This is a genomic window from Paraperibacillus esterisolvens (genome assembly GCF_046237625.1).
Lineage (GTDB): Bacteria > Bacillota > Bacilli > Bacillales > DSM-1321 > Paraperibacillus > Paraperibacillus esterisolvens.
This window is the reverse complement of the sequence record NZ_CP143545.1, coordinates 2,597,265-2,623,308: the sequence shown is the minus strand read 5'-3', so window position 1 is coordinate 2,623,308 and position 26,044 is coordinate 2,597,265. Positions and strand designations below refer to the sequence as shown.

General features: G+C 43.0%; 29 protein-coding genes and 3 pseudogenes. 24 read left to right on the top strand and 8 right to left on the bottom strand.

The window, feature by feature from the left end; genetic code table 11:
- The first annotated feature begins 37 nt into the window (after positions 1–37).
- On the top strand, positions 38–541 hold the full coding sequence (locus V1501_RS13200) for a PTS glucose transporter subunit IIA (protein ID WP_409288778.1): 504 nt from the start codon (positions 38–40) through the stop codon (positions 539–541).
- 30 nt (positions 542–571) lie between these two features.
- On the opposite strand, the gene V1501_RS13195 is transcribed toward V1501_RS13200, so the two are convergent.
- The gene (locus tag V1501_RS13195; protein WP_409288777.1) at positions 572–1,666 is read right to left on the bottom strand and encodes a GDSL-type esterase/lipase family protein; all 1,095 of its coding nucleotides are present in this window, start codon (positions 1,664–1,666) and stop codon (positions 572–574) included.
- 283 nt (positions 1,667–1,949) lie between these two features.
- On the opposite strand from V1501_RS13195, the pseudogene V1501_RS13190 reads away from it, so the two are divergent.
- From V1501_RS13190 to V1501_RS13135, 12 genes and pseudogenes are all read left to right on the top strand, one after another.
- A pseudogene (locus V1501_RS13190) lies at positions 1,950–2,039 on the top strand (YjcZ family sporulation protein); the annotation flags it as partial.
- Between the two features lie 273 nt (positions 2,040–2,312).
- Positions 2,313–2,534, top strand: coding sequence for a YozE family protein (locus V1501_RS13185; RefSeq protein WP_409288775.1), 222 nt, complete (start codon positions 2,313–2,315; stop codon positions 2,532–2,534).
- Between the two features lie 250 nt (positions 2,535–2,784).
- On the top strand, positions 2,785–3,483 hold the full coding sequence (locus tag V1501_RS13180) for a hypothetical protein (protein WP_409288773.1): 699 nt from the start codon (positions 2,785–2,787) through the stop codon (positions 3,481–3,483).
- Between the two features lie 92 nt (positions 3,484–3,575).
- A complete protein-coding gene (locus tag V1501_RS13175) occupies positions 3,576–3,746 on the top strand; it encodes a YozD family protein (RefSeq protein WP_409288771.1) in 171 nt (56 codons plus the stop codon).
- A 148-nt stretch (positions 3,747–3,894) separates the two neighbouring features.
- The gene (locus V1501_RS13170; protein ID WP_409288769.1) at positions 3,895–4,077 is read left to right on the top strand and encodes a hypothetical protein; all 183 of its coding nucleotides are present in this window, start codon (positions 3,895–3,897) and stop codon (positions 4,075–4,077) included.
- A 6-nt stretch (positions 4,078–4,083) separates the two neighbouring features.
- Entirely contained in the window at positions 4,084–4,905 is an 822-nt protein-coding gene (locus V1501_RS13165) for a serine/threonine protein kinase (RefSeq protein ID WP_409288767.1), read from the top strand.
- Entirely contained in the window at positions 4,892–5,662 is a 771-nt protein-coding gene (locus tag V1501_RS13160; protein WP_409288766.1) for a sporulation protein, read from the top strand. The genes V1501_RS13165 and V1501_RS13160 overlap by 14 nt, the downstream gene beginning before the upstream one ends.
- Positions 5,663–5,800: 138 nt before the next feature.
- Positions 5,801–6,112, top strand: coding sequence for a hypothetical protein (locus V1501_RS13155; protein WP_409288764.1), 312 nt, complete (start codon positions 5,801–5,803; stop codon positions 6,110–6,112).
- Between the two features lie 150 nt (positions 6,113–6,262).
- Positions 6,263–6,967, top strand: a complete 705-nt coding sequence (deoD, locus tag V1501_RS13150; protein WP_409288762.1) for a purine-nucleoside phosphorylase — start codon at positions 6,263–6,265, stop codon at positions 6,965–6,967.
- A gap of 139 nt (positions 6,968–7,106) precedes the next feature.
- A complete protein-coding gene (locus tag V1501_RS13145) occupies positions 7,107–7,907 on the top strand; it encodes a D-alanyl-D-alanine carboxypeptidase family protein (RefSeq protein WP_409288760.1) in 801 nt (266 codons plus the stop codon).
- Between the two features lie 100 nt (positions 7,908–8,007).
- Positions 8,008–9,507, top strand: coding sequence for a S41 family peptidase (locus tag V1501_RS13140; RefSeq protein WP_409293351.1), 1,500 nt, complete (start codon positions 8,008–8,010; stop codon positions 9,505–9,507).
- A gap of 567 nt (positions 9,508–10,074) precedes the next feature.
- Positions 10,075–10,995: a CobW family GTP-binding protein gene (locus V1501_RS13135; protein ID WP_409288758.1), complete on the top strand. Its 921-nt coding sequence runs from the start codon at positions 10,075–10,077 to the stop codon at positions 10,993–10,995.
- Positions 10,996–11,075: 80 nt separating this feature from the next.
- Here the strand turns inward: V1501_RS13135 and V1501_RS13130 are convergent.
- Positions 11,076–11,400: pseudogene (locus tag V1501_RS13130) on the bottom strand (Tn3 family transposase); the annotation flags it as partial.
- A 117-nt stretch (positions 11,401–11,517) separates the two neighbouring features.
- Here V1501_RS13130 and V1501_RS13125 point away from each other — a divergent pair.
- The 6 genes and pseudogenes from V1501_RS13125 to V1501_RS13100 all read left to right on the top strand — a co-directional run bounded on the left by V1501_RS13125 (position 11,518) and on the right by V1501_RS13100 (position 15,719).
- Complete coding sequence (locus V1501_RS13125; protein WP_409288756.1) at positions 11,518–12,480, top strand: helix-turn-helix transcriptional regulator; 963 nt, start codon at positions 11,518–11,520, stop codon at positions 12,478–12,480.
- Between the two features lie 75 nt (positions 12,481–12,555).
- Positions 12,556–13,188: a type 1 glutamine amidotransferase family protein gene (locus V1501_RS13120; protein WP_409288754.1), complete on the top strand. Its 633-nt coding sequence runs from the start codon at positions 12,556–12,558 to the stop codon at positions 13,186–13,188.
- A 166-nt stretch (positions 13,189–13,354) separates the two neighbouring features.
- A pseudogene (locus V1501_RS13115) lies at positions 13,355–13,531 on the top strand (hypothetical protein); the annotation flags it as partial.
- A gap of 122 nt (positions 13,532–13,653) precedes the next feature.
- The gene (locus V1501_RS13110; RefSeq protein WP_409288753.1) at positions 13,654–14,064 is read left to right on the top strand and encodes a MarR family winged helix-turn-helix transcriptional regulator; all 411 of its coding nucleotides are present in this window, start codon (positions 13,654–13,656) and stop codon (positions 14,062–14,064) included.
- Between the two features lie 306 nt (positions 14,065–14,370).
- Positions 14,371–14,646, top strand: a complete 276-nt coding sequence (locus V1501_RS13105; RefSeq protein ID WP_409288751.1) for a hypothetical protein — start codon at positions 14,371–14,373, stop codon at positions 14,644–14,646.
- A 332-nt stretch (positions 14,647–14,978) separates the two neighbouring features.
- Entirely contained in the window at positions 14,979–15,719 is a 741-nt protein-coding gene (locus V1501_RS13100; protein ID WP_409288749.1) for a CAP domain-containing protein, read from the top strand.
- Between the two features lie 49 nt (positions 15,720–15,768).
- Here the strand turns inward: V1501_RS13100 and V1501_RS13095 are convergent, their stop codons facing one another.
- Both V1501_RS13095 and V1501_RS13090 read right to left on the bottom strand, forming a co-directional pair.
- Positions 15,769–16,248: an Hsp20/alpha crystallin family protein gene (locus V1501_RS13095; RefSeq protein WP_409288747.1), complete on the bottom strand. Its 480-nt coding sequence runs from the start codon at positions 16,246–16,248 to the stop codon at positions 15,769–15,771.
- 282 nt (positions 16,249–16,530) lie between these two features.
- On the bottom strand, positions 16,531–17,892 hold the full coding sequence (locus V1501_RS13090) for an MATE family efflux transporter (protein ID WP_409288745.1): 1,362 nt from the start codon (positions 17,890–17,892) through the stop codon (positions 16,531–16,533).
- Between the two features lie 108 nt (positions 17,893–18,000).
- Between V1501_RS13090 and V1501_RS13085 the strand changes: the two genes are divergently transcribed.
- Positions 18,001–19,068, top strand: coding sequence for an undecaprenyldiphospho-muramoylpentapeptide beta-N-acetylglucosaminyltransferase (locus V1501_RS13085; protein WP_409288743.1), 1,068 nt, complete (start codon positions 18,001–18,003; stop codon positions 19,066–19,068).
- 81 nt (positions 19,069–19,149) lie between these two features.
- Positions 19,150–19,305 carry a YflJ family protein gene (locus V1501_RS13080; RefSeq protein ID WP_409288741.1) on the top strand — a complete coding sequence of 52 codons (156 nt, stop codon included), beginning with the start codon at positions 19,150–19,152 and terminating at the stop codon, positions 19,303–19,305.
- A 52-nt stretch (positions 19,306–19,357) separates the two neighbouring features.
- On the opposite strand, the gene V1501_RS13075 is transcribed toward V1501_RS13080, so the two are convergent.
- Both V1501_RS13075 and V1501_RS13070 read right to left on the bottom strand, forming a co-directional pair.
- Complete coding sequence (locus V1501_RS13075) at positions 19,358–19,921, bottom strand: GNAT family N-acetyltransferase (RefSeq protein ID WP_409288739.1); 564 nt, start codon at positions 19,919–19,921, stop codon at positions 19,358–19,360.
- Positions 19,922–20,234: 313 nt separating this feature from the next.
- Positions 20,235–20,543, bottom strand: a complete 309-nt coding sequence (locus V1501_RS13070; protein ID WP_409288738.1) for a hypothetical protein — start codon at positions 20,541–20,543, stop codon at positions 20,235–20,237.
- 808 nt (positions 20,544–21,351) lie between these two features.
- Between V1501_RS13070 and V1501_RS13065 the strand changes: the two genes are divergently transcribed.
- Both V1501_RS13065 and V1501_RS13060 read left to right on the top strand, forming a co-directional pair.
- Complete coding sequence (locus tag V1501_RS13065; protein ID WP_409288736.1) at positions 21,352–22,149, top strand: hypothetical protein; 798 nt, start codon at positions 21,352–21,354, stop codon at positions 22,147–22,149.
- A 73-nt stretch (positions 22,150–22,222) separates the two neighbouring features.
- On the top strand, positions 22,223–22,783 hold the full coding sequence (locus tag V1501_RS13060; RefSeq protein ID WP_409288734.1) for a beta-class carbonic anhydrase: 561 nt from the start codon (positions 22,223–22,225) through the stop codon (positions 22,781–22,783).
- A gap of 2 nt (positions 22,784–22,785) precedes the next feature.
- On the opposite strand, the gene V1501_RS13055 is transcribed toward V1501_RS13060, so the two are convergent.
- Entirely contained in the window at positions 22,786–23,076 is a 291-nt protein-coding gene (locus tag V1501_RS13055; RefSeq protein ID WP_409288732.1) for a hypothetical protein, read from the bottom strand.
- A 108-nt stretch (positions 23,077–23,184) separates the two neighbouring features.
- Between V1501_RS13055 and dapF the strand changes: the two genes are divergently transcribed.
- Complete coding sequence (gene dapF, locus V1501_RS13050) at positions 23,185–24,171, top strand: diaminopimelate epimerase (protein ID WP_409288730.1); 987 nt, start codon at positions 23,185–23,187, stop codon at positions 24,169–24,171.
- Positions 24,172–24,196: 25 nt separating this feature from the next.
- Here dapF and ligD read toward each other — a convergent pair whose 3' ends face one another.
- Complete coding sequence (gene ligD / locus V1501_RS13045; protein ID WP_409293349.1) at positions 24,197–26,032, bottom strand: DNA ligase D; 1,836 nt, start codon at positions 26,030–26,032, stop codon at positions 24,197–24,199.
- Positions 26,033–26,044 lie beyond the last annotated feature (12 nt).

Genomic DNA, 26,044 nt, shown 5'->3' with positions numbered 1-26,044 from the left:
AGGTTTTTAAAAAGGCCGACAGGAGGAAGGTGATAATATGTTTAAAAAATTATTCGGCAAAAAAGAGGATCCTAATAATAAAGCACTTGAATTGGCAGCTCCGGCTACAGGAGAAATTGTCCCATTAGACCAGGTGCCAGATCCAGTGTTTGCAGAAAAAATGATGGGTGATGGACTTGCCATAAATCCTATTGAGGGTGTTGTGGCAGCTCCGGTGGACGCTGAAATACTGCAGGTTTTCCCTACTAAGCATGCTGTCGGGCTAAAGGCTGATAACGGTGCGGAGATCCTGATTCATATCGGGCTGGAAACTGTTTCCATGAATGGGGAAGGTTTTCAATCCTTTGTAACACAAGGGGACAGAGTGAAAAAAGGCCAAAAGCTCATATCCTTTGATCTCGATTTGATAAAGGAAAAAGCGAAAAGCACAGTTACCCCCGTAATCATTACGAACGGGGATAACTTTGGCAGCCTTGAAAAGGCAGCCGAATCCATAGCCGTCCTCGGAGAGACGCATTTTCTCACCGTTAATCCCAAATAAGCTAAATAAAAACCAGCCTCGGCTGGTTTTTTATTTATGCCCTTGTTCAATGATAGAGCCTATGCGTATGACAGAGGCATCCGTTTTATTAGAAGCGGATTTTTGACCTGTAGCTTTAAAGCTGACGGTATGCCTGCCTGGAGAGAGATGGTCCGCTATATAAATAATCCGTTCTCTTTTAAAAGGCCACCATGTACTTAAGGAAGCGGACCGTTTACCATCTATATAGACATCAACAATCCCTCCGTCCGGGCTTCTCAGCATTTTGACGCCAAGAAGTGTGCCAGTGAAGCTCGTTTCAAGGACGCTGCCTTTTTTGGCGCCGGTATAATAGCCGTTTGAAAAAAAGAAGCCCTTCTGCGTCATTTCATTGGTACTGCTGGCAAGGATCAGATCAGAATCTGGATAGAGGGGAGCTGCCGAGCGGGCCGGCTGTTTTTTCATTTTAAGATTGGCATTAAGCGCCTGGTTAATCGCTTCAGCATATAGCCGGTACCCTTGGCCGGTGGGATGCACACCGTCTGCTGTCAGTTCTGATTCCCGGTAGCCGCTGTTTGAAAAGACGGGCCGCATGTCAATATGGGCTGTCTGGTAATGCTTTGAGAGATCGTCTATTCTCCGGGCAAAATCAGGGAATTCAAGGCAGCTTTCAGTAATAGTCACAATTTCAGCGGAAGGGTATTGAACTTTCACTTTCCTTATGACAGATTCATACAGCCTCCCAAAGCTGTCCGCATTCATATATTTCCGGTCGTTTTCCCCGAAGACAATAAAGGCCAGATCAATAGGACCCTGGACTTTCTGATATTGAAGCTTATAGAGACCTTCTAATGAGGTGGCCCCGCTCTGGACAAGAAAACTGCCGGTCATCTTTGATCCATGTTTTTTATATACTTCCTTCTCAAGCTGTTTAAACCAGCGCCTGCTATAGGTTTCAGCTCCAGAACCCCTGCCGATGCTGTCACCTATCACAAGATAATGGAGGGGCTCCTCCCTCTCCATTTTTTCGTAAATAGACAGATTATCTTCCTCGCCATAGGAAGAATTTAAGAACACGGGGCTGCTCATGTACAATGTGATGGCTGCCAGTACTATGGTAAGGGCAATGACGTATTTTATCCTCAACGTGTTTCCTCCATATTTTCTAAATCCACAAAGCAAGAGGAACAAAGCAAATATATTTATTATATTAACTTTATTATAAATGAATTTAAAGAAGAATTTAAAGAAATTGAAATGTATTTGAAACATAAGGGCGGTTTTGTAAAAATAGTGAAAATAGGCATACGCACATACGGATATCCGCCCGTAGACATATTGTAGGAGTGTAAACAGAAAACAGACAGAATGGGAGTGAAAATACATGTATTATGGATGCGGTTACGGATACGGCGGATATGGTTATGGCGGTGGTGGTTTTGCAGGAGGATTCGCCTTGATTGTCGTATTGTTCATTTTACTGATTATAATTGGAGCTTCTTTCACCGGATGGGTTTGATCGGCTAAGCAGATATAGAACATTAAAATCAGTGAACGAACCAAGAGCTGCCTGGATGGCAGCTTTTTGTATTGCCGAAAAGGAAGGAAGCGGCCCTGTCCGGAGGCGGGCCATTGTAAATGCAAAATGCAGGAGGCTGCACCGCGAATGTTTTTACTTTAAATCCTTTGTGCTCAGGATTATAATGGGATGCATGATACAGTGAAGTCAGGGGCTATAATTTATACATAATCTATTGTTTTAAATTCAGCCTGCGAGGAGAATGGATGCGAGATGAAATCTTTTTACCACTACTTGATGAAGTACAGGCAGCCAAAGGATACCGACGAATTGACTGCCTTTGCAAATTCTGCCTATAATGACCACGGATTTCCCAAGCAGTCCAGTGATTACCATGAAATCAGCAGCTACCTGGAGATGAATGTTCATTATCTGGAGAGCATGACAGTCTTTGACCGGGCATGGGACATTTATATGCATGAAGAAAAGCTGTAAAGTGCTGAATATTTGAAGGTCTGGACAGGTGCAGCTGAGTATGATGTTAGGCACTCCCTGTGTTAAATATAGAGTCAGCCAGCTGAACGCTGATATAAAACGAAGAAGGCATGCCCTGTATTTCGCGGGTCTGCCTTTTTTGCATGTCCAAAAAATCCTCCAGCTCTATAAATCTATGACGAACTAAAGCCAGCCTGCATACAATATGGTAATTAATCAACCAAGAACTGTCTTGAGAGGATGGCTCTTTATGGCTAACAACAAAAAACCAAAATTCAAAATTGGGGATACAGTCGTCATTAATTTATATGGCACGGTAGGAAAAATAACAGATTTCAAGCTTATGGACCAGGCCTATGTTTATGAAGTGAATCATAGTGAAGGACTTTATTTAGAATCCTCTCTCGAACATATCACAGATTATCATGGAGAGATCTTAATTGAGTCAGAACAGGTGGATATCGTGTATAAGTTTTTCTTTGGGGACCTTGTACAGGTAGAAGGATATGGCAGCCAGCTGTTCAAGGTCATTGGCTTTAGGACGGAAATCTGGAGATACAAAGAGAATTCCTGGGAAGATGTCATTTATGAGCTTTCAAAGATCAGCGATGGTGAATGGCTGGAAGCCCAGGAAGACGAGCTTCTCCTCATAGCGGATTATGAAACAGCGGATACCTACCTTCAAAAGCTTGGCTTTCTGCATCCAATAACAAAAAAGGGGAGTAAGCCCGACCTTATCAAGACACCTCAAAAATCCAGGAAATCGGAAAAAGAGTGGATAGAATGGAAGAAGGATAAGCAGCAGCTGATTGATGACCTGCTCGATTTATATAATGATTATCACGATTTGTATGAGACCTTCCGGGATGAAGAATATCATGATGTAATGAAGCTGGTCATGAATAAAATTAAGGCTGCGGCGAAGGAACTGAATAACCGCCATGAATAGGAACCGCCTCTTTTTTAGCCGGGAAGGCTTGTATAATTTGATGGAATGAAAGGAAAAGGGCCATCATACATCTAACTAAGGGGGCGATTCAGATGCGCGAGATTGAAGTATTTATAGATACGGAAGAAATCGCAGAATTCTTCTTTCGCGAACTTGTGAAGAGGGGGCTTGTTCCTTCCCAGGACGAATTGGAAGAGATCGCAGACATTACTTTTGAGTATCTGATTGCAAAGTCAATTATTGATGAAGAAGTTGACGGGTAGCTCCTGTTCGGATTTGAAAAAATGGTAAAGAGGCTGTTCCTGCCTATAAAAAAAACGGGGGAGCTGCCTCTTCTTAATTGTTTTTTTTTTTGAGAAATGAAACTTGTTCTTCCTATGTACGTATGTTGACTATAAAGGAGTGATCTTCATGCTTGGGAAATTTATTAAAAGCCTGCTCGGAGGAAAAAAACATACCGCACATTTTTCATCAAGCGATAAATGGAAGTCCCAGCATTCCTACAAGAAAGAGCTTGGGTATGGGTATAAGCATTATAAGAAAAAGAAACACTCCAGCTTTTTTACAAGCTCCAGGAGTTTCCGCAGCAGCTAAGGCCATATGAATGCCTATCAGCGGTTTAGAGGTGTGCTTCCTGAGTATATTGCAGAAAGGGGTTTCCTGAAGGAGCTGGAAAAGGGGTATTCCTGGCGGGTTTTGGGTGCTGCCGGCACAGGAAGCTATGGAAAGGCTTATTTGGTTCAAGACAGAGCCACCCAGAATATATTTATCTTAAAAAGGCTGCGTAAGAGGAAATGGGGAAAAAAAACAGCGCTTCAAGCCTTCCTGGAGGAGCAGGAATTGCTAAAGAAACTTCAGCATCCTTCGTTCCCTGAGTATATTGAAGGCGGCTGTATAAATGGCATTCCTTATTTTATCATGGAGCGGAAAGCAGGCAGGACGATTGAAGAGCTGCTTTTTGAGGATGGAATGGCATTTACCGAAAAGGAAGCTTTTCAATTAGGCACTGAATTGCTTGCGCTTATTGTCTGTCTTCATGCCTGCGGTATTTCTCACAGGGATATCCGGCTGCCCAACATTCTTTTAGATCAAGGACGCATCAGCATCATCGATTTTGGGCTTGCCTGCAGCCTGGAGGTACAGGAGGAAAGAAAAGGGCATCCAAGGGATTACACGAACCATTTGAGTGACTTGTATTTATTGGGCCATTTTATATTATTCCTTTTATATGCGAATTTCGCCCCATCAGGTACTTTTGGATCAAAAAGCTGGGAGGAAGAATTGGAACTGACAGAGAAATCGCGAATGATCATCAAAACATTGCTTCTGGCTGAGGGGGAATACCCATCCGCCAGGTCAGCATTGGAAGAAATACAATTACATATTAAAGAAACTTGGGGGGAAGAACATGGCGTTTTTTAATAAAGTATTGGCGAGCATAGGCATTGGCAATTCAGAGGTGGATACACGGCTGGAAACAGATCGTTATATGCCCGGGGATAAAGTAACGGGAACTGTTGAAATTAAAGGCGGGTCGGTCGAACAGAAAATAGACGAAATTTATCTGGGCGTCTGCACACAGTATGTAAAGGAAGTGGATGATAAGAAATATACGCAGAAAGCTGTTATGTTGAAGCATAGATTAAATGATGCTTTCACTATTGGCGCCGGAGAAATGAAAAACATCCCTTTTACTTTTGACCTTCCGGAGGATGTTCCGCTTACATATGGAAAAACAAAGGTATGGATTGAAACGGGGCTGGACATAAAGAATGCGGTAGACCCTTCAGATGAAGATTATATACAGATTGAGCCTGGCCCCCTTGTCCATTCGGTCCTGCTTGGATTGACTGAGCTGGGTTTCAGGCTCAGACAGGCTGAAAACAAGGCAGGTTCACGAAGGCATCATGGAGCTGAGCCGTTTCTTCAGGAATTCGAATTTGTACCCGTATCAGGTAAGTATCATGGCAGGCTGGACGAACTGGAAGTAACTTTCCTGAAGTCAGGACAAGATGCGGCCGACCTGCTGATCCAGGTGGACAGAAAGGCCAGGGGACTTGCCGGCTTATTTGCTGAAGCGATGGAAATGGATGAAACCATGGTCCGGTCTTCCGTTTCCAGGCGGGACATCCCCAAAATGCAAGAAACACTCGACCGTATCATCGAACGTTACGCATAAAAACAAAACCCTTCCCGAATTATCGGGAAGGGTTTTGTTTAAAGGCAGCGACAAAAATAGTGGTAATTTGATGAAGGATTCGACATTGGTTTTATTTAATAGTGTAATAACAAATTCAGGATAAAGGGGCAAAAAGATATGCATTGGCTTAAGCTTATTCAAAATCAGGGCAGATTGTATCATATCACTATTTTTCAGACGCCGTTTACCGGGGAGAAAAAGGGATACCGCCAGGTTTATAAGTTAAAAGTCGGGGGCCGCTGCCACAGGGATGTTATCCAAAAGGTGTTTAGCATGTTCAATGTTCTGGACCGGGTTCCTAAGGATTTTAAAGCGAGATATATATTCACAGGCGATATTCTCCTTATTGATGAGGGCCGCCGGGGCAAGCATTATTACCGCCTGCAGCCGGGTGGCTGGGTGCAGGTCAGCGCCAGCCTGGTATGCTAGCAGTTTGACTTATGTTTACTTATTTTCCTATTAAAAGTGTATAGTTAAAAGCGAAAGCATGAAAAATATACTGTAACCGTTTTACAAGCGGGTGGAAGATGGTATAATCAAAATCAGACGTCAGACCTTTTAATAGGAGGAAAACTACAAATGAGTATACATATCGGTGCTAAGGAAAACGAAATCGCAGAAACAGTCCTGCTTCCAGGGGATCCTCTGCGTGCTAAATATATTGCCGAAACTTTTCTTGAAGATCCCAAGTTATATAATGAAGTGCGTAATATGTTCGGATATACGGGCACATACAAAGGAAAAAAAGTATCAGTGCAGGGGACCGGAATGGGTGTACCTTCTATCTCCATCTATATCAATGAACTGATGCAGAGCTATAATGTCCAGAATTTAATCAGAGTGGGGACATGCGGGGCCATTCAAAAAGATGTAAAGGTAAGGGATGTTATCCTTGCGATGACTGCCTCCACCGATTCGACCATCAACCGGACAATTTTTGGCGGATCCATTGACTATGCCCCTACAGCAGATTTTGAGCTGTTAAAGAATGCATATGATCAGGGTGTAGAGAAGGGCCTTGCCATCAAAGCCGGAAATGTTTTCACTGCAGACCTGTTTTACTCTGAAAATCCACAGTTCGAAAAATTTGCCAAGTTCAATATCCTTGCTGTCGAAATGGAAACAGCAGCCCTTTACACTCTTGCTGCTAAATATGGCCGTAAGGCTCTTTCTGTCCTGACGGTAAGCGACCATATCATCACTGGAGAAGAAACAACAGCAGAAGAACGCCAGACCACTTTTAATGATATGATTGAAATTGCCCTTGAAGCTGCGATAAAATAAAAAGCTGGTTCACGTATATCCCTGTCATCCTGGCGGGGATATATTTTTGTTTCCTCCCCCTTTTACAGCACTGAGGTGGTTTTAAGTTTTTAGTTAAGTGTTAAAATGATAGTAATGATTATGAAAGGTGTCCTTTAATATGAAAAAACAACTAGCGGGTATATCGATAGCATCAGCACTTCTTCTAGGAGGGTGCGGAGCCGGCGATCTGCCATTCATAAAGAAAGATGAAAAGAGCCAGGAAGAAACCTCTCCAAATAAGAAAGACGAGGAAAAGGGAAAAACGGATGATAGACCATCTATCCCTGCTTCTTCGTTTAATGAAATACAGGAAACCGGCGGCAAAAAAGTGATTCAAAACGCCGAAAATATTCTTGTCCTCGTCAATAAAGAGTATACCCTTCCAAGGAATTACACTCCAGGCGATCTAGTGAAGCCGGAGGTAAGATTCTCTTTCGGGGAGTCTGATGAAGAAAAGTCTTTTCTCAGAAAGCCGGCAGCAAAGGCGCTTGAAGAGATGTTCCGGGCTGCGGATGCAGACGGAATCGAGCTGTTTGCCGTATCAGGCTACCGATCTTTTAACCGTCAGGAACTTCTGTTTCAGTCGGAAATAGACCAGGTGGGGAAAGTAAAGGCTAAACAGGCTGTAGCTTATCCAGGCACAAGCGAACATCAGACAGGCCTCACCATGGACATTGCCAGCCGGAGCACGGATCTTCTCCTTACTGAAGGGTTTGAATCTGTTCCCGAAGGCAGATGGCTGACGGAAAACGCCTATAAATTCGGCTTCATCCTCCGCTATCCCAAGGGAAGGGAGCGCCTGACAGGCTATCAATATGAGCCCTGGCACTTCCGGTATGTCGGAAGGGAAGCGGCAGCACTCATTCATGACAGGAACTATACACTGGAAGAATTCTTTAAAATGGGAAAAAAAATATAAAACCTGTTAAAATAAGATAGAGAAACAACTAAGGCATGCCCTTTTACCAGGAACCTCCCTGAAGGACGGGGCACGAACGAAATTAACGTCTTTGAAAGTGGTGAACGTATTGGACGAAGAAAAACAGCAGGATGGCAGACCAGAAGTGGAACAGGAAAATAAAAACACTGGTGACGGGAGATATATACGGATAAAAAAATTCCCATTCATTATGGGAATATTTCTTTTGATATTTTTATCTGCCGGGATCACGCTTCTTGTGCTTACCTTTGGAGATGAAAAACAAGTGCAGCCGATAAGCCGTGACCGGAGGGAATTCGATAAACTCTATTCCGCTTATGATACTATTAATAATAAATATTACACAGATGTCAAGCAGGAAAAGCTGATAGACGGTGCTATAAAAGGCATGATTTCTTCATTGGATGATCCATATACAGATTATATGGATGAAAAACAAGCTGAAAGCTTTAATGAAAGCATATCCTCTAGCTTTGAGGGGATAGGCGCAGAGGTTCAACAGAAGGATAATCAAATTGCCATCGTTTCTCCGATTAAGGGATCTCCGGCTGAAAAAGCAGGCCTTAAACCACATGACACAGTAGTGAGTGTGGATGGGAAGAAGCTAGAGGGAATGACTGCCAATGAGGCTGTCCTTCTTATCCGCGGAAAGAAGGGGACAAAGGTCAACCTGGTCATTCAGCGTGAGGGGGTACAAGTGCCAATAAAGGTCACAATCGTAAGGGATACGATTCCAATTGAAACTGTATATTCCAAGATGCTGCCTGATAAAATTGCCAGGATCCAGGTTACGAGTTTTTCAGAGCGGACAGGAGCGGAGCTTGAAAAAGCGATGAAGGGGATGCAGAATCAAGGGATGAAGGGGATGGTCCTTGATCTTCGCCAAAACCCTGGGGGACTGCTGGATCAGGCCATGAAAATAGCAAGCCTCTTTGTGCCGAAAGATGAGGTTGTCTTTCAGGTAGAAAGCAAAACGGGCAGAAAAGAAGTGGCTCGTTCAAAAAATACCGGCGGAAAACCGGAATTCCCTGTAGTAGTCCTTGTCGATGAAGGGAGTGCCAGTGCTTCCGAAATAGTGGCCGCTGCATTGAAGGAATCTGCAGACATTCCGCTTGTTGGTGTGAAAACCTTCGGAAAGGGAACTGTCCAGACTACACAAGAATTCCAGGACGGCTCCAATGTAAAATACACAATGGCAAAATGGCTTACACCAGACGGTAACTGGATCCATAAGAAAGGAATTATGCCTGATGTGGAGGCAAAGCTCCCTGCTTATGCCAGCCTGCCATTCATATCGCCTGAGAAAACCCTGAAGCAGGGAAGTTCCTCTGCTGATATCAAGGCCGGTGAACAGATGCTCCTGGCCTTGGGCTATAAGCCTGGAACAATAGATGGATACTTTGATAAAGAACTTCAAAAAGCTGTGAAAGAGTTCCAAAAAAATGAGAAGCTGGCGCAGAACGGTCAGATACAGGGAGATACAACAGTCGCGCTGATGAACAAAATCAGGGACAAAATTCAAAAGCATGACGTACAGCTGGACAAAGCCGTACAAACCGTGAAAAAGCAGATTAAGTAAAAGAGAGAAGGGGCAGAAACCCGCCTGCGGGAACTGCCCCTTTATTCAATAGGCGTTTTCTAAAGGATGGCTGTTTTTTAAGAGGTCTTTCGAGGAGATCAAATTTTATAGCAAGTGGACTTTCACTTCAGGTGCTAGACTCCTGTCCAGCTGCGAGACTTTCGACCTTCGAGTCATAAGTCAAGCAGTCCATGGGAAGAAGACCGCGTCCCACAGCCTGCTTGCCTTATGCCTGGCTATCGCATAACTGCGACTAAGCTTCTGTCGCAGCACACGCTCGCCAGTCAGCAAGTCTCTTTGCCAGGTCGCTGCTTTTCATAAAGTTAATAGGCTCTATACATTTTGCGTCTTCATTTTGCACCCATTAATTTAGTTTAAAAAGCACCGTTCTCCGCTTTTTTGGTACTGGAGCAGCGGGCAGGTGAGACCCTGCAGGCAAAGCGGGGAGGCTCACGGCCTGCCCCTAATGTCCGCGAGTGCCTGCAGCGGAAATCCACTTCTTTTTTATTCAACAGCCACAATATATGCGTAAACATCTGTTCAACATAAGAAAGGTGGAGGGAAAGTATGGGCAACACGGAAATATACATATTAGGCGGCTTTTTAGGGAGCGGTAAGACAACCCTTTTAGGCCATGTGATCAAAGAAGAAAGGAAATCGGGAAGAAAGATTGCTGTGCTTATGAATGAACTTGGCAAAATATCTCTTGATTCCTATTTCATTGAAGAAGGAATTCCCTTAAAAGAACTTTATGATGGCTGCATCTGCTGTACGCTGCAGGATAAGCTGGAGGTACAGATTCATGAACTGCTCCAGGAAGAAGAGCTTGATGCCATTTATATAGAAACAACCGGGGCAGCCCACCCAGTTGAAGTCCTGGATGGAATCATGTCACCTCTATTTGCCGATAAATTGATTTATAAAGGAATTATAACTGTGGTGGACCTGCTCAGATGGAGGGATTTGGAATCCTTTTCACCACAAATAAGGCAGCTGATCATCGAGCAGGTACATCATGCTGACTTAATCATTCTTAATAAAATTGACCTGGTCAGCGAAGCAGAGGCTGCCGGACAGGTCTACAAGATACAAGCCCTGAATAAGGGAGGCAGAATCCTAATGACAGAGCATGCCCGCATCCCCATTGAACAGATCTATTCCTTGAGGCTTACCGGGAAAAAAGAGCATAAGGCTGCAGATGTAGTCAAGCAATTGAAACTTCAGGCGGTCCTGCATGAATTTAAGGGGGAGATAGAGCAGAGTCTTTTCGAAGACTGGATCAGGAGTCTTCCTGAGACGGTGTATCGAATGAAGGGGTTTATCAAGCTGTCAAGCAGTTCCAAACCGGTCCTTTTCCAGTATTCTTATGGAACTCCTCTATATATGCCCCAGGAAATGAATATGCCGCTGAAGCTGGTGATCATAGGAGAAAATATAGAGGCTGATGAAATAAAGGAAAGCCTGCTGCAGATAGAGTCAGAAAAATAAAGAGTAATAGGGTTCCGTCAGGAAAACGTGGATCTACAACGCTTAGCCTATTTTCCTGACGATAATCCCGTTTAAAAACGTCAAGAAAATTTCAGTGGTCTTAAAGAAAGTAATGGGATCATTTTCTCCGAAGTAAAAATGGTATTCTCCTAGCAAATTAATATGTTCGCAGCCTAAAGGTGGCATATAGTGCAATAAGACTTCATTAAACTACCCGTCCGCTTTTGATATTCAACTTCTTATGTTAAATGTAGAGTATTCCAGAATAATGGATTTTATAATTAAATCTAAAGTACACCTCAGTGGAGATGATACTGTATAGCTCGTTCCCTGAGTTCTCCTTGTTTTTTCAAAGAAAATAACTCTTGCCAGTCCATTCAGGGCTTCTCCTTTATTCAATCTTCTCACTCGTATATCGACAAATAGTGGCTCCTTTTCCGGTTCCGAAAGGCTCAGTTGATGAGCTAAACAAAAAACGAAAATATATAATAGAATATAAATTGCTTATAGAGGTGGAATTATATGCCTAAAATCGATAATATGTTAGCAATTCTATGGATGCTTCGTTCAGGTGAAAAAATTACTGCAAAACAAATTTCTGAAAAGTTAGAAATGAATATAAGGACTGTGTATCGTTATATTGATACAATCTCAACAAGCGGCGTACCTATAATATCAATACCAGGACATAACGGTGGATACACCTTATTGAACAATTTTATTAAGGCTCCTCTTTTTTTTGATTTGGAGGAGAAAACTTCACTATTTCATGCTGCTGTTTTTGCAGAAGAAGCCGGATATTATGGTGGTGATGCACTGAATAGGGCCATTTCAAAACTAAGTAAATACTCAAATCAAGAGCAGGAAACAAAGATAAACCAACATTTAACTAGTCTTGAAGTAATAAGTCGATTAAATTCACTCTCTATGGAATCTTCTTTGAAGGAGTTGGAGCGGGCTGTAGCTAACGAGTACTCAGTAAAAATTATTTACCATAAAAGTGGCGAAAATCAATTAAATTATAGATTGGTGGATCCGTTCAGAATTATCTATTGGAATAATAAGTGGTATATGATTGGGTTTTGTCATCTTAGGAATGATATTCGTAGTTTTAGAGTAGATCGAATTGAAAATCTAATGCTAACCGAAAATAAGTTTAACCGGCCAGAAAATTTTTCAGCACGTGACTTTTTTATAAAAAGTCTTCTTCCAGCTATAGAAGATAAGGAAGGGGTAATTTCTTTGGTTATTAGTGGAGATAAAAATGTACTGGCTGATATTTGCCAACATTGGTTTTTAGGACATTATTTACAAGAACGGACTTCAAATCAAGCTGTTTTTCTTCTTGAAAAAGATATGATACATACATATGTACCTTATTTACTTTTACCATACAATAAATCTATTAAAGTAGTAGAGCCATTAAGTCTTAAGAAAAAACTTATTGAAGTTCTGTCGGAATTAATAAAATTTTATCAAGAATGATAACTTCCCTGACGTTAACTGTCAGGGAAGTTATCTTATAATTGCTATATAAATTGTAAATGGGAGTGTTATTGTATGCAAACAAAAAAAGTTTTCCTATATGTATTTAATACAATGTCGGACTGGGAATATGGATATTTAGTTGCTGAACTAAACTCAGGAAGATATTTTAAAAAAGATTTAGCACCTTTAAAAGTATTTACAGTAGGAGCTAATAAAGAAATGATTACTACTATGGGAGGAATGGGCATAAAGCCAGATATATCACTTGATGAATGTACTCTTAAGAGTAAAGATCTTTTAATTTTACCAGGAGGGACTACTTGGAGTGAGGAAATTCATCAACCTGTCTTGAAAAGAGTTGGCCATGCTTTAAATCTTGGCACTATTGTTGCTGCAATTTGTGGTGCAATTGAGGGCCTTGCGGGTATGGGATACTTAGATAATAGAAAGCATACAAGTAATAATTTAGAATATACTAAAATGGTATGTCCTAACTATAAAGGAGAAAAGTTCTATGAGGCGGAATCTGCGGTATCTGATGCGAATTTAGTTACTGCACCAGGAATAGCGCCTCTGGAATTTGCTGCGGAGGTACTGAAAAAAATAGATGTATTTACATCAGATGCATTACATTCATGGTATAACCTAAATAAGACTCATAAACCTGAATACTTCTTCCAGTTAATGAATTCAATAAATAAATAAATAAAATAACTGAAAAGTTCAATTTCTCTATTTTGATTTGTATAGTAGTTGGGCCTTACAATTTGGAATCTCCTTATCGTTGTATATCTTTATTTTTACGGACGCTTTAAACGACTTCTTTGGGGGAATATAGTTTATATAAGAACACCCAAAGGGGGAAAATACCATGCCATGGACAAAAAGTGACTATCCGGCCTCGATGAAAAATCTGGATAAGCCAGTCAGGGAAAAAGCGATTGAAATTGCAAATGCCATGCTTGAAGAAGGCTATGAAGAAGGCCGTGCTATACCCATTGCTATTGATAATGCAAAGGATTATGTGAAAAACCACGGAAAAGATAAAGAATAACCTATCATTTAAGGTGGTATTTCACTATTTATTAACATTCCCGGCTACTTGCCGGGTTATTTTTTTGTTAAACTATAAGGAAGAACCCGTTTTTATCCTGAAAGGACAGATTCCATTTGAGAAAAGAAAAGATAAATGAACTGATAAATTATCATAGGACTTTTTACAGGATGATCCGCAGTGAATTGCAGCTCATTTATGGAAATGTGATTAACGGAAATGAGTTTGCAGTATTAAGATTTTTATACATAGCTGGTCCTCAAAAGGCTTCTGCCATTTCCCAGGACCTCAAGGTATCGGCAAGCCATATCACGAATGTTACAGATATCCTGGTCAAGAAGGGGTATATTACAAGAAAGAGGACTGACCAGGATCGAAGAATCGTGAAAATAGCGCTCACTAATGAAGGAGAAGCGCTATATCTCGAATTGGCAAAAAAACGTTCAGAATATTTTACAGAAAAGTTTGGCGTGCTTTCAGAAGAAGAACTTTCACAATTTATAGATCTTTATAGAAAACTGCTATAAAAATGGATGGTCCGAAAGCTGCGAAGTTGATTCGTCCCCCCATGGTACCGCATGTGCCGCACTGGATCCTGTACTCAGGTCCGTTGTAGCGGAAATGAAAAGGATTGAGCCTTTCACTGGCATATTCCTAATACGCGGTCCGTAACGGAATTAACCTTTTTATATGCTGGCATCTGTTCAATAAAATTAATCTGGAGCGGTTTATTTTGCACTTAAGACATCTTTGGGGCTGTTCCATAGGTATACTTCCATTTTTTTATCTTATCGGCCGTCCATGAGCAGCTTATTCCAATCAGGAGGAACGACATGACGAAATATATATATGAAGAACTTTTAGATAGTTATCTTTCTATCTGGAAAAACCGGTCAGCCGGTCAGGCTCCTGAAACTAATAAAGAGGAGATTTTGCTCGAGCTGATCAAGCGGGAGCTTCTGGATGAAAATTCCCATCCAAGGATAAGAAAGAAGAAAGAAGAGAAGTTTATCATCAGTTTAATGCGCATGTCTGAATCACAGCTCACGCCCGCCGAGAAAGGTTCATTATTAGAAGTTTATACCAAGGTATATAAGGAACTGCTTTGACGTATATCGTTAACTTTTGTAACAATTATGTAATATACATTACAAAAACCGCTTTGCTTAAAAACTGTCAATAGCTTCTTTCTTAGTAGGTGTTGGAATTCCGGCTAAACCTGCCCATAAAAAGATAATTTTATAAAACGCGCCAAAATTAGGCAGTGCTCTCTAACCCTTTCTGGTAAAGGGTTTTTTTGTTTTTTTTCTGCGGATGTCATACTGAGAATCATGGAGATGGTTATTGGAAAACTGTGCCTGAAATATTACGAAAATCCTATGTTATGATAATTTTGCAAGCAAGACAAATACAAAAAACGAAATTAGGGGGAAATAATAGAATGAAACAGAAATTCCTATTATCATTAGCAGCAGCTGCAGCCATCTCAATTTCAGGAGCAGCAGCGACTCAAGCTGACGCTTCTACTATTAATTACTCAAAACCGACTGTCATGCAGTTTAATAGCTATCAGGACCTCACAAAATATGTGAATGAAAACCTGACAAAATATCAAAACGTTCAATTGCCGGCTAATGACTGCTTCACAGGTCAAGCAGCACCAGCTCCACAAGCAGCACCAGCTCCACAAGCACCAAAGGCGGCACCAGCTCCACAAGCACCAAAAGCAGCACCAGCTCCACAAGCACCAAAGGCAGCACCAGCACCTGCTGAAAAAGCAGCACCAGCCCAGACAGCTAATGAACTAAGCGCTTTTGAACAAAAAGTTGTCGAGCTGACAAATGCAGAGCGTTCAAAACAAGGCCTGGCAGCGCTGAAAGTCGATACAGACCTGAGCAAAGTGGCCCGTACTAAATCTCAAGACATGCACGATAACAACTATTTCGACCATAACAGCCCAACTTATGGTTCTCCATTTGACATGATGAAGAAATTTGGAATCAGCTACAAATCTGCAGGGGAAAATATTGCACAAGGACAGCCTACTCCTGAAGAAGTTGTAAAAGCATGGATGAACAGCTCTGGCCACCGTGCCAACATCCTTAACAGCGGCTACACGCATATCGGTGTCGGCTATGTAGAAGATGGACATTACTGGACACAACAATTCATCTCTAAATAAAATATAGGTTGATAAAAAAGGACTAAGTGAATCTTTGCTTAGTCCTTTTTTATTTTTTGGAAACATTTATTTCGGAGTATTGCATATCTTCGTTCTTAGGTATTTTCACTTCCAGAATTCCTTCCTTATATACGGCTTGGGCCCCTTTCTTTTTAACCAGTGAAGGCAGAGTCACAGTCCTTCTGTCCTTGGATTCAGGAAGGCCCTCGAGAATCAACTGGTTGGAGGTGTGGAAAATCTTCAGCTTATCTAATGGAGCTGATTCCTTTATTGCAATCCTCACATACACGTTTTCATGAGTCTCAAATACAGAAGCGGGGGAGTCAGATACTGCTTGTTTGCCCTGCCCGCTACTTGCCATGAAGTTGAAGTCGGGTGCAGAGTCCTGTCCAGCAAACATCTTCTCTGCCTGAGCTGCAAATTGGGAGAAAAAATTTCCCATGAGGGGATCGATATCCTTAGACTGCATATTCTTTAGCATCTCACCAGCCTGTTTGTTGAAAGGGAAAAGCATATTCCATGGAAACATTCCTGACTTCTCCTTTCAAGTGTCCAGCATAAAACAGTGGATTATCCGCTATTATAGTATGCAGCCAGAAGAGAATCGTTATTTATCAGCCGAATTTTGCTTACGCAGGACTTATCGTCGCGTTCCTGGTGGAGTTCGAACAAAAAAATGATGTCCGCTGCAGGCGCCCGCTCGAAAATTAACTATGTTTAAACCCTATAATTCCATAGAATAATTATATTCTGTGCATAAAAAAAAGGAGGACTTTACGTCCGCCTTTTTAGTATTCACATTGATTATGCTTCATCCCTTTTGCCACTCAGCCTTTTTCCTCCGCTGGACGGATACGAGCCTGAAGGACAGTGTAACCGCGCCGGCTGCGAGGCCTGTAATCAATCCTATCCAATAGCCGAAGGCATCAAGGCCTGTATGTGCCGCAAAAAGATAGCCGGTTGGCAGGCCAATCACCCAGTAGGAGACCAGTGACATGACCAGCGTTACATTTACATCCTTATATCCCCTGAGAGCGCCCTGAATGGGAGCCTGCAGGGCATCGGAGAGCTGAAAAAAAAGAGCGAAAACAAGGAATGAAGACGTCATCTTCAATACTTCGGGATCATTCGTATATAACCCGGCAATCTGTTCTCTTAAGGCAAACAGAACCAAGCCGCAGATAAAGGCAAGGCAGACAGCCATGCTAATGCCGATATAGGCATATTTAACGGCATCGTGTATCCGCTTGGCACCTGCTTCAAAACCCACGACAATGGTGAGGCTCATCGAGATGCTTAGAGGGATCATGTACAGGAATGAGGCAAAGTTCAATGCCGCTTGATGTGAAGCTATGACAACAGTGCTGTAATTACTCATTAATAAAGTGACAGCTGAAAAAATGCTCGTTTCAAAGAAAATCGAAAAACCGATGGGGACTCCGACTTTCAGGATGGAAACCCATTCCTTCAGTGATATGGTGTAGAAAACCCGGAATACTTTGAAGCGAATGAACGGTTCTTTTGAATAAATGACATAAAGAGCAATAAGGGTCAAAGCCCAGTATGTGACGGCAGACGCATAGCCTGCCCCTATTCCCCCAAGTCTAGGGAATCCCAAATTCCCGAATATCAGCACATAATTCAAAAAGATGTTGATCGGCAGGGAAAGCAGGGTGATAAACATAGAAATCTTCGTTTCGCCGAGTGCATCTATATAAGCCCGTAAAGCATTATATACAAAAAGCGGCACCATTCCGATGGATAAAGCTTTTAAAAAGCCATGGGCAATTTCCCTGACCTCCGGTGCCAGTTTCATGGCGTCAAGTACTGGCCCGAGAGCGAAAGATCCGATTACAATGACAATCAATGCCATGAAAAAGGACAAATAAATTCCCTGTGTTACTGAAAAGCTTACTTCCCTGTGCCTTCCACCGCCTATCTGCTGGGCGACAATGGGAGTAATAGCAAGCAATATTCCGCTAAGCCCGGTGAATACAGGAGTCCAGAGGGAGCTTCCGATTGCAACTCCGGCGAGATCAGAAGGACCAGCATTCCCGGACATCATCGTATCAAAAAAGGTCATTGAGAAAATCCCGAGCTGTGTTAAAAGAATCGGCAGCAGGATCTGTAAAAACTGCTTTATTTTTTCTTTGTTTGACTGTGTCTTTTGCATAAGTTACCCCTGGTTCGCTAAATTCAATAATGAAAAGAATTATAGCACATAACAAGATGGCTTTGCGATAAAATGGATCTATACATAAAAACTACAAGGGGCAGGAACATGAAAAAACGAATTGTATTTACGGGCGGGGGATCCGCGGGGCATGTGTCAGTGAATGCCGCCCTTATCCCAGTATTTTTGAGAAATGGATGGGATGTAGTCTATATAGGATCCCGCAAAGGAATAGAAAGGGAAATCATCGAGAAGAATTTTCCGGAAATTGCTTATTATAGTGTGCCTGCCGGCAAGCTGCGCCGCTACTTTTCCTGGCAGAATCTTAAGGACCCATTCAATATACTTGGAGGCATTATTCAATCTTGCAGAATTCTTAGGAAGCTGAAGCCTGATCTGATTTTCTCTAAAGGAGGGTTCGTTTCCGTTCCTGTGGTCCTGGGAGGGAGCCTCCTCAATATCCCAGCCGTCATCCATGAGTCAGATTATACTCCCGGTCTCGCAAATCGTATGGCGTTTCCTTTCTCCCGGGCAGTCTTCACCACATTCAAGGAAACAAGCAGCTATCTCAGAGGAAAGAAAACGATTCATGCAGGAGCCGTTCTTCGGGATGGGGTGTTTACAGGGAATAAGGATAAGGGACTCGCGCGATGCGGTTTTACAGATAAAAAGCCTGTTCTTGCCATTATGGGGGGAAGTCTCGGAGCTAGGAGCATCAACCAGGCTGTGGAACAAAGCCTGCCGGAACTCCTCAAAACTTTTCAGGTTATTCATTTCTGTGGAAAGGGCAATGTTAGAGAGGAATTAAGACAGGAGGGATATGCTCCATTTGAATTTGTACATGAAGGGCTGTTTGATATGGCCGCTTCTGCGAGCCTTGTCGTTTCCCGTGCAGGCTCCAACTCCATATTTGAATTCCTGGCATTGCAAAAACCGATGCTTTTAATTCCCCTGTCAAGGACTCAATCAAGGGGCGATCAGATTATCAACGCTGCCAGCTTTGAAAAAGCCGGGTATTGCCGGACCATTCAGGAGGAAGAGCTGACGAAGGAAAATTTCCTTCAGACCATTTCAGACCTGTATGAGAACAAAGAAGAGATGGCAGAGAGCATGCAGGCTGGGAGGCACTTCACCAGGACAGATGAGATGTACCGCCTGCTTACAGGTTTGTTATGAGGAAAACACTTAGTCCGAAAGTAGTCATGCACACCCTCCCTCTATCATAAGCTAACCCTATAGAGGGTGAGGGGGAGACAAATGGCTTATAAATACTCCAAAGGCTGGTTCATACAGCAGCTGAAGGCAGCAGGTATATCCAAGCATCCGGTTGAGCGGAGGAAACTTGAGCAATATAGGCTCCATGTGCTAAGGAACCTGTATGCGGAACTCGGAAATGATCAGACAGATAAATAAAGGAACAGTGCGGTATCCCGCACTGTTCCTTTTTTGTGTCCCATCACACGCTTTAAGCCTCGAGAAGCTGCTGATCTGGATCTTCTGTCTGATTCTCCACCCGGAGCATGTGAAAGGTGTATAGATCCTTCGGTATTTCATATAAGTCGAAAATAGGCTCCTGCCCATTTAATTTTTCATAAAGAACTTTTCTCGTATCATTGGCTGCGATGGCATATGGCAGCTTTTTTGCTGCATTCACAGAGCGCTGATTGACTTTCCGGATGCGCAGGAAAATATGATTGATGGACAAGTCATAAAATACCTCATTGAAGAAGGCTTCCTTAGCCGCCTGATTATAGCCCTTTCCGTGAAATTCCTTCCCAAGCCAGGTGCCCAGGAATCCAGCGTTCTCTTCGATGTCAAATAGGGAAATGGTGCCAATTGGGTTGCCCCATTCATCCGTGATGGTCCTGGATATAAGCTCGCCGCGTTCCTCAGCTTCGATCGTTTGTTTTGTTACAAACAAATATTCATCGTAAGATTGAACTTTTTGGCGTACAAACGGGAAAACATCCGGATGGGTCATTAATTCATAAAGAGCATGGCAATCTGATAATTCTCTTTTCTTCAACATTAAATAATCCCTCCGTGTCTTGAGGGCAGATTTCACTCTAAAGAGCCCACCCTCGAAATTTTTCAACAAATTCAGCATTAAAAAATTTCGGGGTGGGAATCGAACCCACTAGAACCGGATGTACCGATGGCTCACCATTTGCCTTCCCTAGTGCTGCAGCCCCGATTCAGGCGAAAAGGGTGCTGCGGTTTGAACATGTAAATGTCAGTTATATGGATAAATAAATATACCATACGAACGTATAATACTAAAAAATTGAATAAAAGGAAATAGGTAAATTTATCATTTTTTTCGCCAAAATTCTACCTTATTTTTAGATGATAGAACCATCTATCATGGTGAAGAGCGGACCTGCCTGGAAATGAAAAGAATGGTGTATCCAGCGGACAAGTCCCTCACCCTTTCCAGCCACTATGCTGCCGATTCTCAGCCGGAAGAATGGCAAGGTCTGACAGGTACGTATATCAGGATGCCCAGCAGCCGAGGATAGGCAGGCTTCTGTATCTTCATGAATTGATTCCTGCAGGAGTGCAGGAATGACTTCTGCAGTATTGCCGCAAATGTTACTGCCCGGGTATCTATCATGGTAAGGAGAGGAGAGTTGAAATTCATCCTGTGACATTTATATTCATGTGTGGATGTGAATAATCCTGGTCTTAAATATGTAAGGTAAATCATTTTGCAAGACAGGAAGAGAAGGGATAAAGAGGAGATTCCTTTTGTTTGATTGAACTCGTGTTAGGTGCCTGACACCGTTTCAAAAACTGAATGATATCGACAGCCAGTACGTTTGAAGGCCAAGGAATGACGGCATTCATTGCATTAAGGCGGAGTCGTTGAAAAATTTGTAGGAATTTTTGTTGTTTCAATTACGGGAAAAGGCGGTATAAAAGGGTTACATACTAATCAGACAGAATTTTACTGCTGGGATCATTATAAAATCTAAGTAATGTAAAGGAGTGTTTGAATATGGTAATCAAAGCAGGAAGCTGGAGAATGCTTTCAACACAGGATAAAATGTTTATACTAAAGGCGGTAAGCGGGTTGTCAAAGCGGAAAAAGCATGAAGGATATGTAGCTGTATGAAAAGTTAGCAGGTGGCCTCTAAATCCTTATTGATTTACTGGCCATTTTTTTTTGTCCTTTTTTAATTCCTCAGCATCCCTCAGTACAAAGACCGCCACTTTTCACTCATAATTTCAGCTGGAATCTACTATATTTAAAAATAAAGATTTTAAAAGGGTGTTCTCGACAAACTGGTTGAATGCACTCCATTTCTGCGGGAAAAGCACCGAGCTGGAAGGCTCACAGCAGAATCAGGAGCCTGGAACCCTGTGAAAAGCCGCCAGCAGACATATTCAATGCCTTATCGAACGCTCGTAAAAGGCATTTATTTTAATAAAAGAGCCTTTATAAAAAGGAGCCTGCATATGAACATTCAGCATTATTACCGTGAAGCTGCAAGGGCAGAACTTTGTGCTTCGTGGGCTTCGTTGATACTGGGAATTTTGTTCAGCTGCCTGCATGCGGCCGGTTTCATTTACCTCCACATTTTGATTGCGGTTGGACCGTTCATAGTGCTTAGCTGCTTTTTCTTTGCAAAGTATATGATCCAGGCTGGCAGGGGCAGAGAATCCATATCTGAAACTGCAGCACGTAACCCGCTGTCAGAAAGTTATCTGCTTTTCTCTTATCTGCCGGCACCAACCTTAAGGCTGGTGCTGTTTTCCTCTGATGGCAGTGCTGCAGGAGAGCTCAGGGATTGTAATATGAACAGCGGGCTTTGGCTGGTGCCTGGTTTCATGACTGATTTACTAAGGAAGAATTACAGCTTGATCGACAATGAAGGAAGAAAGCTGTATACCTACACTGTTAAAGGCTTTTTTTCACAAACAATGATAATCAGGAATAGAAATGGCGAAATAACAGGAATATACAAAGAAGAACAAAAGCAATCGATGCTGAAGATCCGCGGTACTGTCTACAATCCTTTGAATGTCCCGAGGATTGCCGTCTCCTTCGATGCAGGGCAGGGTGGATTTAAAGCACAGGATGGGAAAGGGGCAGGAATTGGGACCATGCAAAAAGGGTTTCTCCCCGTTCCCTGGCAGGAACGATTTAAAGGGATTAATACACCAGTCATCCACTTTTCGGAGTTGGCCGATAATGACCAGCGGGCAGCCGTTTTAGGGATATGTGCGCTCATCAGTAACAGCAGGCATAATTGATAATTCATTCTGCTACTAATTATTCAAATTTATTGGTATAATTCCTAAAAATAATATACAGAGGTAGGTAACTATGTCGCTATTAAATGATATTTTAGTACATAATGAAAGTTTTGTGGAAAAAAAGGAATACGAGGAATTTAAGACCGATAAATTCCCCGATAAAAAAGTCGTGGTCTTAAGCTGCATGGACACGAGACTCGTGGAGCTTCTCCCCCGGGCACTGAACTTTAAGAACGGTGATGTAAAAGTCATCAAGAATGCAGGGGCGGTCATTGCCCATCCGTTCGGATCGATTGTCCGCTCCATGATTGTGGCAGTTTATGAACTGGGGGCAGATGAGATTATTGTCGTCGGCCACCATGATTGCGGCATGTCAGGCATGGATCCGGTTAAGACGCTTGCCAAAATGCAGGAAAGAGGCATTACGAAGGAAACCTTGGATACATTGAAGCATTCCGGAATTGATCTTCACAAATGGCTGGAAGGATTCACTGACGTTTCCGAAAATGTGGCCCACAGTGTTTCCATCATAAAGAACCATCCTTTGATTCCAGCCGGGATACCGGTCCATGGGCTGGTAATTGATCCTGCCTCCGGCAGGCTTGATTTAGTTGTCGACGGATATGAATAAAGTCATAAAAATTGCTTTTGAGGCTTGATGTATCTCCTTAATTCAATGATGAGCATCCTTAAGATGGATTGTGGCAGAGGGATTTTGCTGATGTCTTCAGGCAAGGGATAGATGCCGAAGGAATTCAGTTTCACAGAGATGGAACCTTCCCATAAAAGTTCTTTGTCCTTTGTGAAAATCCCCGTGTCCACCAGGGCCACCTTTTCTTGACCGAGTAAATCAAGGCTGGCAACCGAGTCGATAAAGAAATGAAACAGATAGGTAGAATTCTTCCAGGTTGAATATACTTTCATAGCGGCGCTTCCTTTTCTAAGGGAGTGTTTTCTTTTATAATAGTATTTAACCGAGAGGATAGTAAATCAATATGATTAGATAAAGTGATTCATAGGGAGATGTGCAAAATGAAGATTGAAATGATTAAATGCCATGGTTCAGGAAATGATTTTATTCTTATAGATGAAATGGACGCTGCGCTTCCTTTTACAGACAGTGAAAGGGCAGATTTTGCAGCCGCGCTGTGCAGCAGGGACAGCGCTGCAGGAGCTGATGGCATTCTCTTCGTGCAGGAAAGCCGGCATTGCGATGCACGTATGAGGATTTTTAATTCAGATGGTTCTGAGGCATCGATGTGCGGAAATGGACTGCGCTGTGTCGCACGTTATGCCTGCGAAAAGCTGGGCAGTGACAGATTGGTCATCGAGACGATGAAAGCGGATCTGGAAGTGGAGAAGACGGAAGACATATTCACTGGAATTCCTACTTTCAGGGTAGAGATTTCTCCGGTTTCTTTTCAATTGGAAGACCTGCCGCTTAAGCTGGACAAAGAAGTGCTCCTCAATGAAAAAATTCCGCAGCTTTCTGATGATCTATATTTTACCGCTGTGGCTGTTCCAAATCCTCATCTCATTGCGATCGTGGACCGCGATATTCTGGCTTCAGGCATACAAGAAACGATGGCGGTCCAGGTTAATAAGCCGAACGAACTGTTTCCGGATGGTGTGAATGTCAGCTTTGTCCGGACGCTTGAAAAGAATGCAATTTTTGTTCGGACATTTGAGCGGGGAGTAGGCTTCACAAATGCATGCGGGACTGCAATGTCTGCATCGAGCCTCGTGACCTGCCTGCATGCCGGAAACGAGCCAGGCAGTGAGATTACCGTTTATAATAATGGCGGAAAAGTAAAATGTGTGGTCCGTGAGGCTGCCGGAAATATGAAAATAGACTTAATCGGAAATGGCAGTTACGAATACAGGGCGTCCATTGTCCTCGATACTGCTGATTTTACCGCCTTCAACCTGGAGGACAAAGAAGAATACTCTAATGAAAAGGAATTATATCTGAAACTGCAGGATGAAGTGAGTGACTATCTTGCAGCTTTCAATGAATGAAACAGGAGTTGGGCAGCCTCCTGTTTTATAGCTTTCCTCCTGATTTTAAAAACTGGATGATTTCCTGGAAGGGCTGTCCTTCCCTTGCTTCCTCATATCCTCTGAAAGGGCATCCCTCCCTCCGAAGCCTTTCAGGGACAGTTTTAACAGTATAGCGGCTGAGCTCAAGATCATCTCCAACTTCATCCCAGTATAAAGGCGCTGCCACACCGCCGAAGTAATTTGCACGGGGCGAATAAGGACCGATGATGGTCTTGCCTGGGGCGTGCTGCACGAAGTCTAAATACAGTCTGTTCTCCCTTTGTTTTTTCATCCTCTCGACCGTGAATTCTCCAGGATGGAGATCTGTCAGCAGCCTTCCAAGAAAATCAGTAAACAGCCTGGTATCTTTATAGGTGTATGTATCCCTTTGCAGCGGAATATGCAGCTGCAGGCCCCTGTTGCCGGATGTTTTTATAAACGCGGTGAGCTTCAGGGTGTCCAGGATCCGTTTAATTTCCGCAGCTGCCTTAACCGCGAGCGGCAGCTGCTCTGGAGAAGACGGGTCGAGATCCAGGACAAGGTCTTCAGGCAGCTTCTTTCCTGCTTCCTGAAAGGGCAGGTGGAATTCAATCGAAGCCATATTGCCAAGCCAGAGCAGGGTCTCAAGCTTATCGCAGATGATATAGTCAATATTGCCTTCCTCGAAGGTCTTGACGAAACCAGGAGCATAATCAGGACAGTTCTTTTGGAAAAACCTCTCTCCCAATATACCATCGGGATAACGGATAACAGTCAGAGGTTTATTCTTGCTGAATGAAAGAAACCAGGAGGAGACAGCCTGAAGATACCCCAGCAGCTCCTGCTTGGAGCATGCGAGGGCAGAACTGTCCCACAGCAGCTTTTCTGGATTTGATACATTAATCTTTTCGGGAAAGCGATAGGACTGCCGGATGAAATCCTCCCAAGTGCAATCCTCAGGTGTAACATTTAAAAGAAATGAATCAAAGTGGGGCTCCCGCAGCTCCTTTTCATACAAATGAAGATACTTCACCGCTATACATATGGATGGGTCGATGTAATAAAACTCTTTGTCTTCTTTGGTGCAGTTGTTCTTTACAATGGAAGCCAGTGTCTGCCTCTCATCCTTGGTAAAACCGTCCTTCACGATGCCTATGGGAACGATTTCGTGTCCTTTGTATAATCCCAGCCTAAAATAGCCGCTCGTTTTATGATAAGACAGGATAAAACAGGAAGCCGTCTTTTTATTTTTAATCTTAAGCCATTGGGAGCTGCGTTTCCCTGGCAGATAACGGCTGTCTCCGTGTTTTGCAATCATGCCTTCCCCGTCATGGAGGATAATTTTGTCCCAGAGTTCTTGCGGTTTAGCCGCGGCTGGCACATATTGGATCGATTGCTGGCTCAAAGGATCAGGTGACATCGGCCAGGCCAATGCGCTGAATATATGTTGAAGCCTTTCTTTCCGCTGTTTGAAAGGTAGGGAGGAAAGGTCTTTCCCGGCCTCTTTAAGAACATCAAATGCCAGGAGCCGGCAAGGGGATACAAGGGAACTGCTTTCAATTTTGTTTTTCGTGCGTATCCTGCCGCGCAGCTGGATGCTTTCAAAATCAGCTTTCAGCGGATTTTCCAGCCAAACGAGTTCAGCATCCAGAGTCAAAGGAAGGAAGGTTTGCAATATAGTCATATGTTCCAGGATGAACCGCTCAATCTCAGGGAACTGGGGGAGGAGCGGCTTTCCGTTTCTGCTGGTCAATTTTATATTTTCAGAATCAATATCCAGCAGCGCACGAAAGCCATCGTATTTCACCTCGTAAAACCAAGGACCGGCTGCAGGAGGCTCGGCAGCCGGAGTCAGCAGCATAGGTTTCAAACC